General features: G+C 68.8%; 9 protein-coding genes. 8 read left to right on the top strand and 1 reads right to left on the bottom strand.

Translation table 11 applies throughout. From position 1 onward, the window contains the following. Positions 1-147 precede the first annotated feature (147 nt). Positions 148-771 (top strand): TetR/AcrR family transcriptional regulator, encoded by a 624-nt coding sequence (locus AVE30378_RS20930; RefSeq protein ID WP_129242923.1) that lies wholly within the window; start codon positions 148-150, stop codon positions 769-771. Here AVE30378_RS20930 and AVE30378_RS20925 read toward each other — a convergent pair whose 3' ends face one another. Beyond that, the gene (locus AVE30378_RS20925) at positions 772-1,152 is read right to left on the bottom strand and encodes a VOC family protein (RefSeq protein WP_129242921.1); all 381 of its coding nucleotides are present in this window, start codon (positions 1,150-1,152) and stop codon (positions 772-774) included. 240 nt (positions 1,153-1,392) lie between these two features. Between AVE30378_RS20925 and AVE30378_RS20920 the strand changes: the two genes are divergently transcribed. The 7 genes from AVE30378_RS20920 to AVE30378_RS20890 all read left to right on the top strand — a co-directional run bounded on the left by AVE30378_RS20920 (position 1,393) and on the right by AVE30378_RS20890 (position 12,500). Then, complete coding sequence (locus AVE30378_RS20920) at positions 1,393-2,523, top strand: efflux RND transporter periplasmic adaptor subunit (RefSeq protein WP_129242919.1); 1,131 nt, start codon at positions 1,393-1,395, stop codon at positions 2,521-2,523. A 16-nt stretch (positions 2,524-2,539) separates the two neighbouring features. Beyond that, positions 2,540-5,644, top strand: a complete 3,105-nt coding sequence (locus tag AVE30378_RS20915; protein ID WP_129242917.1) for a MexW/MexI family multidrug efflux RND transporter permease subunit — start codon at positions 2,540-2,542, stop codon at positions 5,642-5,644. Between the two features lie 12 nt (positions 5,645-5,656). Continuing rightward, on the top strand, positions 5,657-7,099 hold the full coding sequence (locus tag AVE30378_RS20910; RefSeq protein ID WP_129242915.1) for an efflux transporter outer membrane subunit: 1,443 nt from the start codon (positions 5,657-5,659) through the stop codon (positions 7,097-7,099). Between the two features lie 54 nt (positions 7,100-7,153). Continuing rightward, entirely contained in the window at positions 7,154-7,831 is a 678-nt protein-coding gene (locus AVE30378_RS20905; RefSeq protein ID WP_129242913.1) for a helix-turn-helix transcriptional regulator, read from the top strand. After that, positions 7,828-8,724 (top strand): LysR family transcriptional regulator, encoded by an 897-nt coding sequence (locus tag AVE30378_RS20900; RefSeq protein WP_129242911.1) that lies wholly within the window; start codon positions 7,828-7,830, stop codon positions 8,722-8,724. The genes AVE30378_RS20905 and AVE30378_RS20900 overlap by 4 nt, the downstream gene beginning before the upstream one ends. A gap of 195 nt (positions 8,725-8,919) precedes the next feature. Then, a complete protein-coding gene (locus tag AVE30378_RS20895; RefSeq protein WP_129242909.1) occupies positions 8,920-10,422 on the top strand; it encodes an ABC transporter substrate-binding protein in 1,503 nt (500 codons plus the stop codon). Between the two features lie 278 nt (positions 10,423-10,700). Beyond that, on the top strand, positions 10,701-12,500 hold the full coding sequence (locus AVE30378_RS20890) for a gamma-glutamyltransferase family protein (protein WP_129242907.1): 1,800 nt from the start codon (positions 10,701-10,703) through the stop codon (positions 12,498-12,500). Positions 12,501-12,516 lie beyond the last annotated feature (16 nt).

Raw genomic sequence — 12,516 nt, 5'->3', positions numbered from 1 at the left:
GGCCAGGGCAATTCACGGAACACCTCGCGGCGCGGAAAAGGACGGGAAGGGGGCCGGATCCGGCCCGATACGGCCTGGATTCTAATACAGGTATGTATTTGGATTCAATATTGAATCTGAAATAGGACCGAATGCTAAACTCGCGCCATGTCAAAAGTCCGTCTTACGCGAGAGCAAAGCCGTGATCAGACGCGGCAGCGTCTGTTCGACGCCGCGCAATCGATTTTTCTTGCCAAAGGGTTCGTGGCCGCCAGCGTCGAGGACATCGCCGAGCAGGCGGGGTACACGCGCGGGGCGTTCTATTCCAACTTTTCCAGCAAGTCGGAACTGTTCCTGCAATTGCTCAAGCGCGACCACGAAAGCGTGATGGCCGACATGCGCGCCATCTTCGAGGACGGCGAATCGCGGGCGCAGATGGAAGCCCGCGTGCTGGAGTACTACTCGACGCACTACCGCGAGAACGATTGTTTCCTGCTGTGGATGGAAGCCAAGCTGCAGGCCGCCCGCGACCCGGATTTCCGGGTGGGCTTCACGACCTGTCTGCGCGAACTGCGCGAGGCCACCACGGAATACATCCGCCAGTTTTCGGCGCGGGTGGGCACGCCGCTGCCGTTGCCGGCGGAACAACTGGCGCTGGGCCTGCTGGCCCTGTCGGACGGCATGCAGTTCAGCTATGCCTTCGATCCCCAGGCCGTCACCCCGGAAATGACCGAGGCGGTGCTGGCGGGCTTCTTCCGCCGCGTGGTCTTCGGCGACGCCAGCCCGCAATAACTACGGCAGCAGTTCCGATATCTCGATCAGGTTCAGGTCCGGGTCGCGCAGGTACACCGAGCGGATCCTGCCGGTCGCGCCGGTGCGCGGCACGGGGCCTTCGATGATGGCGGCGCCCGCCTGGCGCAACTGGGCGATCACGTCGTCCAGGGGGCGGTCGGCGATGAAGCACAGGTCCAGCGCGCCCGGCACCGGCAGGTGGGCCTTGGGCTCGAATTCGCGGCCGCGCACGTGCAGGTTGATTTTCTGGTTGCCGAAACGCAGCGCCTGCCGGCCTTCGCCGAAGGTTTCCAGGCGCATGCCCAGGACGCGGGTGTAGAAATCCACCGTGGCGCCGGGGTCGGTGCAGGTCAGGACCAGGTGGTCCAGGCGATCGATCATGAACGTCTCCGTATGTCAGCCAGCCTCAGGGCGTGATAGTAATCCTCGCGGAACCCGGCCACCCGCCGCTGTCCGCGCCAGCTTTTCCGCCCGTCCCGCCGCCAGATTCCTGGCGGCTTTTTGCTTTCTGGTTCCGCCAATAACCCTGCGCCATCGCGGGGATTGTGCAAGCCATTTTGACGAAATCGCGGATATCATTGATTATTCCAAGAATAATCTTTGATAAATAGCGAGCGGATCATGAAGTCGAATTCAGGAGCGTGGACGGCGGGGGCCGTCGCACTGGCGGTGGCGCTGGGCGGCGGCCTGTACTGGAAGTACGGCGGCGCAAAGCAGAACGGCGGCTGGACCATGGCGCCGGCCAGGGTCGCCGTCGCGGCCGCCGAGCAGGCGGACTTTCCCATGGCCCTGGGCGGCATCGGCTCGCTGGAGGCCACGCGCCAGGTGCAGGTGGCGGCCGAGGTGGACGGCAGGGTGGCGCAGATCCTGTTCGCGCCGGGCGAAAGGGTGAAGGCCGGCCAGTTGCTGGTGCAGTTGAACGACGCGCCCGAACAGGGCGAACTGGCGCGGCTGCAGGCGCAGGCGCGCAATGCCCGCGCCCTGCTGGAACGCACCCGCCGCCTGCTGCCGCAGCAGGCGGCCACGCGCGAACAACTGGACCAGGCCCAGGCGGACTACGACCAGGCCGCGGGCGATATCAAGCGCGTGCAGGCGCTGATCGAGCAAAAGCGCGTCAAGGCGCCGTTCGACGGCGTGCTCGGCGTGCGGCGGGTGAACCTGGGGCAATTCGCCCGGGCGGGCGATCCGCTGGTGTCCCTGACCGACGGTTCCGTCATGTACGCCAACATCACGCTGCCCGAACAGGCCCTGGGCGCGCTGCGCGTGGGCCAGCCCGTGGCGGTGACGGTGGACGCCCATGCGGGGCGCGTCTTCGGCGGCGAGGTCACGACGGTGGAGCCGCAGGTGGATCCGGGCTCGCGCACCGTGCGCGTGCAGGCGACCCTGCCCAACGCCGACGGCGCCCTGGCGGCCGGGATGTTCGCGCATGGCGAAGTGGGCCTGCCCGCCCGGCCGGGCGTGATCACCGTGCCGGAAACCGCCGTCAGCTACAGCGCCTATGGCGATTCCGTCTATGTGCTGACGCCGCCCAAGCCGGGGCAGGAGCCCGCCGGGCCGACCGTGCGGCAGGCCTATGTGAAGACCGCGGAGCGCGTGCGCGGGCGCGTCGTCGTGACCGAAGGCCTGCAGGCCGGAGACCGGGTGGTGACCTCGGGCCAATTGCGCCTGCACAACGGCGCGGCGGTGGAGGTCGGCGCCGAGGACACGGTGGCGCTGGGCGGTTTGCCGCAAGCCGTGGCGCAGGCCCGGTGAGGGCGCGGGAGCGAACATGAAATTCACCGATCTTTTCGTGCGCCGGCCGGTGCTGGCCCTGGTGGTCAGCACCCTGATCCTGCTGCTGGGCCTCAAGGCCCTGAGCGGCCTGCCGGTGCGGCAGTACCCGCTGACCGAAAGCACCACTATCACGATCACCACGCAGTACCCGGGCGCTTCGCCCGACCTGATGCAGGGCTTCGTCACCCAGCCCATCGCGCAGTCGGTGGCCACCGTGGAAGGCATCGACTACCTGTCTTCGTCGTCCACCCAGGGGCGCAGCGTGATCACGGTGCGGATGAAGCTGAACGCCGACTCGAACAAGGCCATGACCGAGGTGATGGCCAAGGTCAATGAGGTCAAGTACCGGCTGCCGCGGGACGTCTACGATCCCGTGCTGGTGAAGTCCGCCGGCGAGGCGACCGCCGTGGCCTATGTGGGATTCTCCAGTTCGACCCTGTCCCTGGCCGCGCTGACCGATTACCTGTCGCGGGTGGTGCAGCCGCAGCTCTCGTCCATCGACGGCGTGGCCAGCGTGGAACTGTACGGCGGGCAGAAGCTGGCCATGCGGGTGTGGCTGGATCCGAACCGGATGGCCGCGCGCGGCATTTCCGCCGGCGAGCTGGCCGACGCCCTGCGCGAGAACAACGTGCAGGCCGCGCCGGGGCAGGCCAAGGGCCTGTACGTCGTGTCCAACATCCAGGTCAACACGGACCTGGTCAACGTGGCGGAATTCCGCGACATGGTCGTCAAGCGTGACGGCGACGCCATCGTGCGGCTGGGCGACGTGGCGACGGTGGAACTGGGCGCGGCGTCCACGGATTCCAGCGGCCTGATGGACGGCGAGCCGGCGGTGTATTTCGGCCTGAACGCCACGCCGGTGGGCAACCCGCTGGTCATCGTGAAGCGCCTGAACGAGCTGCTGCCCAACATCAAGCAGAACCTGCCTCCGGGCACCAGCGTGCAGGTGCCATTCGAACTGGCCCGCTTCATCAGCGCGTCCATCGACGGCGTGGCGCATACGCTGATCGAGGCCATCGCCATCGTGGTGGCGGTGATCTTCCTGTGCCTGGGATCGCTGCGCGCCGTGCTGATCCCGGTGGTGACCATTCCCCTGTCCATGCTGGGCGGGGCGGCGATCATGGCCCTGTTCGGCTTCAGCGTGAACCTGCTGACGCTGCTGGCCATGGTGCTGGCGATCGGCCTGGTGGTGGACGACGCCATCGTGGTGGTGGAAAACGTGCACCGCCACATCGAGGAGGGCAGGTCGCCGGTGCGCGCCGCCCTCATTGGCGCGCGCGAGGTGGCCGGGCCGGTGATCGCGATGACGATCACGCTGGCCGCGGTCTATGCGCCCATCGGTCTGATGGGCGGCCTGACCGGCTCGCTGTTCAAGGAATTCGCCTTCACCCTGGCGGGCGCGGTGGTCGTCTCCGGCGTCATCGCGCTGACCCTGTCGCCCGTGATGAGCTCGTTCCTGCTGGACAGCCGCGTTTCCGAGGGCTGGATGGCGCGCCGGGCCGAGCATGTCTTCGGGCGCCTGGGCGACGCCTACGGCCGCTTGCTGGACGTGTCGCTGCGCCACCGCTGGGTAACCGGCCTGGTCGCGGTGGCGGTGCTGGCCAGCCTGCCGTTCCTGTACAACGCCGCCCAGCGCGAACTGGCTCCGGTGGAGGACCAGTCCACCGTGCTGACCGCGATCAAGTCTCCGCAGCAGGCCAACATCGACTACGTGGAGAAGTTCGGCAAGAAGTGGGACGACGTGATGAAGACGCTGCCCGAACAGAACGGGCGCTGGCTGATCAACGGCTCCGACGGAGTGTCCAACAGCATCGGCGGCGTGGACTTCGTGTCCTGGGAACACCGCAAGCGTTCGGCCGACGAAATCCAGGCCGACATGCAATCGATGGCCAACCAGGTCGAGGGCAGCAACATCTTCGCCTTCCAGTTGCCGTCCCTGCCGGGCTCCACCGGCGGCCTGCCGGTGCAGATGGTCCTCATGAGCGCCTCGGACTATCCCGTGGTCTACGAGGCCATGGAAGGGCTGAAGAAGGCGGCGCGCGAGAGCGGCCTGTTCATGGTGGTCGACAGCGACCTGGACTACAACAATCCGGTCGTGCAGTTGAAGGTGGACCGGGCCAAGGCCAACAGCCTGGGCGTCACCATGAAGGCGATCGGCGACACGCTGGCCGTGCTGGTGGGCGAAAACTACGTCAACCGCTTCGGCATGGACGGGCGTTCCTATGACGTCATTCCGCAGAGCCTGCGGGAGCAGCGCATTTCGCCCGAGTCGCTGGCGCGCTATTACGTCAAGAGCGCCAGCGGCGCGCAGGTGCCGCTGTCGAACATCGTGACGGTGTCCATGGGAGTTGAACCCAACAAGCTCACGCAGTTCAACCAGCTCAACGCCGCCACCTTCCAGGCGATTCCCATGCCGGGCGTCACCATGGGCGACGCGGTGCAGTTCCTGGCCCGGCAGGCGCAGGCGCTGCCCGCGGGCTTCAGCTACGACTGGCAGTCGGACGCGCGCCAGTTCACCCAGGAGGGGACGGCGCTGATGGTCACCTTCATCTTCGCCATCATCGTGATCTACCTGGTGCTGGCCGCGCAGTACGAAAGCCTGCGGGATCCGTTCATCATCCTGGTGAGCGTGCCCATGTCCATCTGCGGCGCGCTGATCCCGCTGGCGCTGGGCATGGCCACGGTCAACATCTATACCCAGATCGGGCTGGTGACGCTGATCGGCCTGATCAGCAAGCACGGCATCCTGATGGTGGAATTCGCCAACGAGATGCAGGTCAGCCACGGGCTGGACCGGCGCGCCGCCATGGAACAGGCCGCCCGGATCCGCCTGCGCCCGATCCTGATGACGACCGCCGCCATGGTGATGGGGCTGATCCCGCTGCTGTTCGCCACCGGCGCGGGCGCGCACAGCCGCTACAGCCTGGGCTTGGTGATCGTGGTGGGCCTGCTGGTGGGCACGCTCTTCACGCTGTTCGTGCTGCCCACCGTCTACACCGTATTCGCCCGCGACCACCGGGCCGCGAACGACACGCCGCGCGCCCGGGAACTGGCGCTGGCGCAGGCCGAGGACGCCGCCGCGCCCGGCGTCTCCGCCTAGAAGGAACCGACCATGAACGATTTTTCCCTGTACCCGCGCCTGCGCGGCGCCGCCGCGGCGCTGCTGGCCGCGCTGGCGGCCGCCGGCTGCGCCGTCGGACCCGATTACCAGGCGCCGCGGCCCCCGCCGGTTGCCCTGGCCAGCCCCGAGCAATCCCTGTTCTCCACGGACCGGGTGCAGCGCGACTGGTGGAAACAGTTGCGGGACCCGCGGCTGGACCGCCTGATCGAACTGACGCTTGCGCGCAACCTGGACATCCGCATCGCGCAGGCGCGCCTGGCCGAATCGCGGGCGGCGCTGGACGAAAAGGAGCTGGACCGGCTGCCCGCGGTCACGTTGGACGGCGGCTACGAGCGCAGCCTGTCCCAGGCCAACCCCGGCGCCGCGGGGCGGCGCAACCTGGCCGAAAGCTACCGGGCGGGCTTCGACGCCACCTGGGAGCTGGACCTCTTCGGACGCCTGCGCCGGGCGGCCGAGGGCGCGGCGGCGCGCAGCGAGGTTCAGGCCGCGGACCTCGCCCAGGCCCGCATCGTGGTGGCCGCCGAGGTGGCGCGCAACTACTTCGAATTGCGCGGCGCCGAGCAGCGGCTGGCGGTGGCGCGCGCCAACCTGGCGAGCCAGCGCGACAGCCTGCGGGTCATCCAGGCCATGGTATCGGCGGGCCGCGGCGACGAAGGCGACCTGGCGAGCGCGCGGGCCGAACTGGAAACCGTGCAGGCCAGCGTGCCGGTGCAGATCGCGGCGCGGCGGCTGGCGCAGTACCGGATCGCGGTGCTGGCGGGCCTGAGGCCGGTGGAACTGGGCGAACTGGAGGCGGGCGGGCCGCTGGCCCCCCTGGATGTCCGCCTGCCGATCGGCGACGTGAGCGCCTTGTTGTCCCGCCGTCCGGACATCCGCGCGGCCGAGCAGGGCATGGCGGCGGCCAACGCGGACGTGGGCGTGGCGGTCGCGGAACTGTACCCGCGCATCGACCTGGGGGGATTCCTGGGCTTCATCGCGCTGCGCGGCGCGGACTTCGGCTCGGCGGCCAGCCGGGGATTCAGCGTGGCGGCCGGGGCGAACTGGCCCGCGTTCCACCTGCCCACGGCGCTGGCGCGCAAGCGCGGCGCGGTCGCCCGCTATGAAGGGGAGGCGGCGCGCTACGAACAGACCGTGCTGCGCGCGGTCGAGGAACTGGAATCGGCGTTGACCGAGTACGGGCAGACCCAGCAGCGCCTGGGCAGCCTGGCGCAGGCGGCCGCGCACAGCGGCAGGGCGGCCGAACTGGCGCAACTGCGCTACCGCGAAGGCGGCGCGCCCTATTTGACGGTGCTGGACGCGCAGCGTACGCTTTTGCGCGCCCAGGACGCCGTCGCCGTCGCGGAGACCGAGTCCTATACCCGCCTGATCGCGCTCTACAAGGCGCTGGGGGGCGGCTGGGAGGCGGGCGGGGAAGCCCCGGCCGCCCCGGGCTGACCGGCCGCCGCCGTTCGTGGCACCATAGGAAAACCTCCGGAGCATCATTCCCCCATGTCCGACAGCCTGTCCCATCCCGTCGCCTGGCCGCAGCAGCCCGCGGACCGCGTGCTCATGACCCTGAAGACGCGCGGCCCGCAGTCGGTCGCGGTCATCGCGAAGGCCATGGACGTGACGGCCGAGGCAGTGCGCCAGCAGATGGCCCGCCTGCACGCCGACGGGCTGGTCGATTCCGAAAGCCGCAGCGCCGGCCGGGGCCGGCCCACCCAGATCTGGTTCCTCACCGAGGCCGGCCATGCCCGCTTCCCGGATACGCATGCCGAGATGACGGTGCAGATGATCGGCGCCATACGCCAGGTATTCGGCGACGATGGCGTGGACAAGCTGATCCAGGTGCGCGAAGCCGCCATGCTGAGCAGCTACCGCGAGGCCATGCGGGGCGCCAGGAACCTGAAGGGCCGGCTGGAGCGCCTGGCGGAGATCCGCTGCGCGGAAGGCTATATGGCCGAACTGCGCAAGGAGGGCGCGGACTTCCTCTTCATCGAGAACCATTGCCCGATCTGTTCCGCGGCCAAGGCCTGTATGGGCTTTTGCCGCAGCGAACTCGACCTCTTCCACCTGGTGCTGGGCGACGATGTCCAGGTCCATCGCGAAGAGCACATCCTGACGGGCGCGCGCCGCTGCGCCTACCGGATCCGCGCGCGCGATCGTGACGGGCGCGCCCGGGCATGACCCTCAAGCAACTCGAAGCCTTCTACTGGGCCGCCACCTGCGCAAGTTTCGCGGTGGCCGCCGAACGCCTGCACCTGTCGGTGTCTTCGCTGTCCAAGCGCATCGCCGAACTTGAAGAGGCCCTTGGCCAGCCGTTGTTCGACCGCAGCGGGCACAAGGCGGTGCTGACCGACGCCGGCCAGCGCCTCTTGCCGCAGGCGCGCGACCTGCTGGCCGCGGCCGAGCGGGTGCGGGCCTCGCTCGCGGAAAGCCCGGGGCTACGCGGCCGCTGCCGCTTCGGGGTGGGCGAACTGACCGCGCTGACCTGGCTGCCCCGCCTGATCCGGGGCGTGCGCGCGGCCTATCCGGACCTGGTGCTGGAACCCTATGTGGACATCGGCCAGGTGCTGGAACAGCGCGTGGCCGACGGCGAACTCGATTTCGCGGTGATCGCCGGCCGCTCGTCGCGGCCGGGCATCGCGTCCGAGCCCATCGGCCAGGCCGGCTTCTCCTGGGCCGCCTCGCCGGCCGTGCTGGACGGCGCCGTCCGCATGGTCCCCGAACTGCTGGAGCGCCTGCCGCTGGTGACGCTGCCGGCGGGGGCGGGCACCACGCGCATCATCGACGACTGGCTCGCGGGCCGGCACGCCGGCGGCGAACGCCTGTGCTGCAACAACTGGGGCGCGGTGGTCGGGCTGCTGATCGAAGGCACCGGCGTCGGGCTGCTGCCCAGCCATTGGGCCAGGGCGCTCCAGGCCGAAGGCAGCCTGCGCCTGCTGGACTGCGAGCCCGCTCTGGCGGCCTTGCCCTACGCCTTCCAGTACCGGCGCGACGACACCCGGCCGCTGGTCGGCAAGCTGCGCGACGAGGTCCGGGCCGCCGTGGATTTCTCGGCGCCCTGCCGGATTCCCTGACCACCAGGGGAAATTTAGGCTTCCGACAGCCCCGCTCTATACAATCGCTGCGCGCCTGGCGCAGAATCCAACAAGAACGTGCGCGGCGGGGGATGGACCCGGCGGCGCGGCACGGCTCGGGTCTGTTCCTCCATGCCGGGCGGCGTGCCGGCGGCGCGCGGGGAAGCAGGCCGACCTGAATCGACGGAGATATTCATGCGTAAACTTTGCCTTGCCATGGCCATGGCGGGAATGCTGGCCGGCGGATTGGCGCAAGCCCAGTCCACCCTGCGTATCGGCCTGCAGGACGATCCCGATGTGCTGGACCCGGTGCGCGCCCGCACTTTCGTCGGCCGCATCGTCTTCGCCTCGCTGTGCGACAAGCTGGTGGAGATCACGCCGGACCTGAAGATCGTGCCGCAACTGGCGCAATCCTGGACCGTCAGCCCCGACAACAAGGTGCTGACGTTCAAGCTGCGCACGGACGCCGTCTTCCATGACGGCACGCCGGTGAACGCGGCGGCCGTCAAGGCCAACCTGGACCGCGCCCGGACCCTGCCCGACAGCAACCGCAAGAGCGAACTGGCCACGGTGGCCAGCGTCGATGCGCCGGACGCCCAGACCGTCGTGCTGAACCTGTCCGAGCCGGACGCTTCGCTGCTGTCGCAGTTGTCGGACCGCGCCGGGATGATGATGTCGCCCGCCACGTTCGACAAGGATCCTGGCGGCAAGCCCGTGTGCTCGGGCCCGTACCAATTCAAGGAGCGCGTGCAGAACGACCGCATCGTGCTCGAGAAATTTCCCAAATACTGGGATGCGGCCAACTACCACTTCGACCGCCTGGTCTACACGCCGATCCCCGACAACACGGTGCGCCTGAACAACCTGCGCGCCGGCGACCTGGACATCATCGAACGCGTGGCGCCCAGCGACGCCAAGGCCGTGAAGGACGACAAGAACCTGCGCCTGGCGCCGGTGACGGGCCTGGGCTTCCAGGCGATCTCGGTCAACCTGGCCAATGGCGCCCGCGCCGACAATCCGCTGGCCAAGGACAAGCGCGTGCGCCAGGCGCTCGACCTGGCGATCGACCGCGACGTGCTGAACCAGGTGATCGGCGAAGGCATGTTCCAGCCCGCCTACCAGCCGTTCCCGCCGGCCAGCTTCGCCTACAACACCGCTTTCGAGCACAAGGGCCGCGATCCGAAGAAGGCGCAGGCCCTGCTGAAGGAAGCCGGCTTCGACCGCGTCAAGTTCGAGATCACCTTCGGCAACAACACGACCATGCAGCAGGTGTTCGAACTGGTGCAGGCCATGGGCGCCGAAGCGGGCTTCGACATCACCTTGCGTCCGGTGGAGTTCGCGTCGCTGCAGTCCTCGCTCGCCCGCGGCGATTTCGAGGTGGGCCAGAGCGGCTGGTCCGGCCGGGTCGATCCCAGCGGCAACATCCACCAGTACCTGAGCTGCAAGGGCAACCTGAACGACGGCAAGTTCTGCGACCCCGCCGTGGACAAGCTGCTCAACGACGCCCGCGCCGAATCCGACAACGCCAAGCGCCGCGCCCTGTACGACCAGGTGCTCGCGGCCATGCAGGACCAGCGCCCCATCGTCTACCTGTTCTACCTGCCGTGGACCTTCGGCGTGCAGAAGAAACTGGAAGGCTTCGTGCCTTATCCCGACGGTTTGATCCGTCTGAAGGGCGTAACCGTCGCCAAGAAGTAAATCAGTCAGGTCCGGTGTCTGGCACCCGGCGAGCGCCGTCGCGGATCGACGCGCGTCTCGTGGGGGGGCCAGACACCGCGTATCTCTATCGGGGTCCTTCCTGATGTTTGACACCTTTTGTGAGGTAGAACGTGGATATGCCATCCAGCGCGCCGCATGCGCAAGTGAACAACAGTACCTACGTAGCGCGCCCCATCGGGGACGCCGCGGATCCGGCTTTGCCGGTCCGTGGGCATCGCCCCCTTGACGGGGCCCGCGCAGCGGGCAGGGGGTGAGCCATGTTCACGACTCGCCCGGAAATCCTCGGCACCTTCGGTGTCGTGACCTCTACCCATTGGCTGGCCAGCGCGGCCGGCATGTCGCTTCTTGAGCGCGGCGGCAATGCCTTCGACGCCTGCGTCGCCTCGGCCTTCGTGCTGCAGGTGGTCGAGCCCCACCTGGTGGGCCCGGCCGGCGAAGTGCCCGCCGTGTTCTATTCCGCGCGCACCGGCCGCGTCGAGGTCCTGTGCGGCCAAGGCACCACGCCGGCCGCGGCCACGCTGGAACGCTACCGCGCCGAAGGCCTGAAGCTCATCCCCGGCAACGGCCTCCTGGCCACCGTCATCCCGGGCGCCTTCGACGCCTGGATGCAGCTATTGCGCGACCACGGCACGATGCGCGTGCGCGACGTGCTCGAACCCGCTATCTATTATGCGGAGCACGGCCACGCGCTGATGCCGCGCATCTCCAACACCATCGCCGGCCTGAAGGACTTTTTCGAGACCCATTGGCCGACGACGGCCCAGGTCTACGTGCCGGGCGGCAAGGTGCCCGAAGCCCGCAAGCTGTTCCGCAATCCGGCGCTGGCCCGCACCTGGACCCGCGTGCTGAAGCAGGCCGAAAGCGCAGGTTCGGACCGCGAACGCCAGATCGAGGCGGCGCGCGATGCCTTCTACCGCGGCTTCGTGGCCGAAGAAATCGACAAGTTCGCGCGCGGCACCGACGTCATGGACGAGAGCGGCTCCACCCACCGGGGCGTCATCACCGCCGACGACCTGGCGGGCTGGTCCGCCAGCTACGACACGCCGGTCACCTACGACTACCACGGCTATACCGTGGCCAAGGCCGGTTCCTGGAGCCAGGGGCCGGTCTTCCTGCAGACCCTGGCGCTGCTCAAGGACATGGACCTGGCCGGCGTCGGCCCGACCAGCGCCGAGTTCGTGCACCGGGTCACGGAAGCCATGAAGCTGGCCTTCGCCGACCGCGAGGCCTATTACGGCGATCCGGCTTTCGTCGACGTGCCGCTGGACCACCTGCTGTCCGACGCCTACAACGCCGAACGCCGCGCGCTGATCGGCGAGACGGCGTCGCAGGACCTGCTGCCCGGCCAGGTGCCCGGCTTCGAGGCGCAGGTGGCGCGGGTCATGGACACGCTGGAGCGCCTGTCGCAGGTCTCCGCGCCCGGCAGCGCCACCAACGAGCCCACGCTGGCCGACATGCGCGCCTCCGCCAAGCGCGGCGACACCACGCACGTGGACGTCATCGACCGCTGGGGCAACATGATCTCGGCCACGCCGTCGGGCGGATGGTTCCAGTCGTCGCCGGTGATCCCCGAACTGGGATTCGGCCTCAACACCCGCGCTCAGATGTTCTGGCTGGAAGAGGGCCTGCCCGGCACGCTGGCGCCGGGCAAGCGTCCGCGCACCACGCTGACGCCGTCGCTGGCGCTGCGCGACGGCAAGCCCTACCTGGCGTTCGGCACGCCGGGCGGCGACCAGCAGGAACAATGGCAATTACTGTTCTTCCTGCGCCACGTGCACCACGGGCTGAACCTGCAGGAAGCGATCGACCTCCCCATGTCCCACACCATGCATTTCCCCACGTCGTTCTATCCGCGGGACCGCAAGCCCGGGCATCTGGCGGTGGAGGCCAGCTTCGGGGCCGAGGTCATCGAGGCGCTGCGCCAGCGCGGGCACCGGATCGAACAGGTGCCCGAGTGGTCGGTCGGCCGCCTGACCGCGGCGTCGCGCGATGCCGACGGCCTGCTGCACGCGGCCGCCACGCCGCGCCTGATGCAGGCCTACGCCATCGGCCGCTGATCCGCCGCGACCCGGG

This window comes from Achromobacter veterisilvae (genome assembly GCF_900496975.1).
Taxonomy (GTDB): Bacteria; Pseudomonadota; Gammaproteobacteria; order Burkholderiales; family Burkholderiaceae_B; genus Achromobacter; species Achromobacter veterisilvae.
Note: the sequence above shows the minus strand (reverse complement) of the source record. Positions and strands in the feature narration are given on the sequence as shown.

Bases quoted from the DNA above. Each gene is read 5' to 3' on its own strand.
- AVE30378_RS20920 (WP_129242919.1), top strand. From the start codon at position 1,393: ATGAAGTCGAATTCAGGAGCGTGGACGGCGGGGGCCGTCGCACTGGCG.
- AVE30378_RS20895 (WP_129242909.1), top strand. From the start codon at position 8,920: ATGCGTAAACTTTGCCTTGCCATGGCCATGGCGGGAATGCTGGCCGGC.
- AVE30378_RS20910 (WP_129242915.1), top strand. From the start codon at position 5,657: ATGAACGATTTTTCCCTGTACCCGCGCCTGCGCGGCGCCGCCGCGGCG.
- AVE30378_RS20900 (WP_129242911.1), top strand. From the start codon at position 7,828: ATGACCCTCAAGCAACTCGAAGCCTTCTACTGGGCCGCCACCTGCGCA.
- AVE30378_RS20915 (WP_129242917.1), top strand. From the start codon at position 2,540: ATGAAATTCACCGATCTTTTCGTGCGCCGGCCGGTGCTGGCCCTGGTG.
- AVE30378_RS20905 (WP_129242913.1), top strand. From the start codon at position 7,154: ATGTCCGACAGCCTGTCCCATCCCGTCGCCTGGCCGCAGCAGCCCGCG.
- AVE30378_RS20925 (WP_129242921.1), bottom strand. From the start codon at position 1,152: ATGATCGATCGCCTGGACCACCTGGTCCTGACCTGCACCGACCCCGGC.
- AVE30378_RS20890 (WP_129242907.1), top strand. From the start codon at position 10,701: ATGTTCACGACTCGCCCGGAAATCCTCGGCACCTTCGGTGTCGTGACC.
- AVE30378_RS20930 (WP_129242923.1), top strand. From the start codon at position 148: ATGTCAAAAGTCCGTCTTACGCGAGAGCAAAGCCGTGATCAGACGCGG.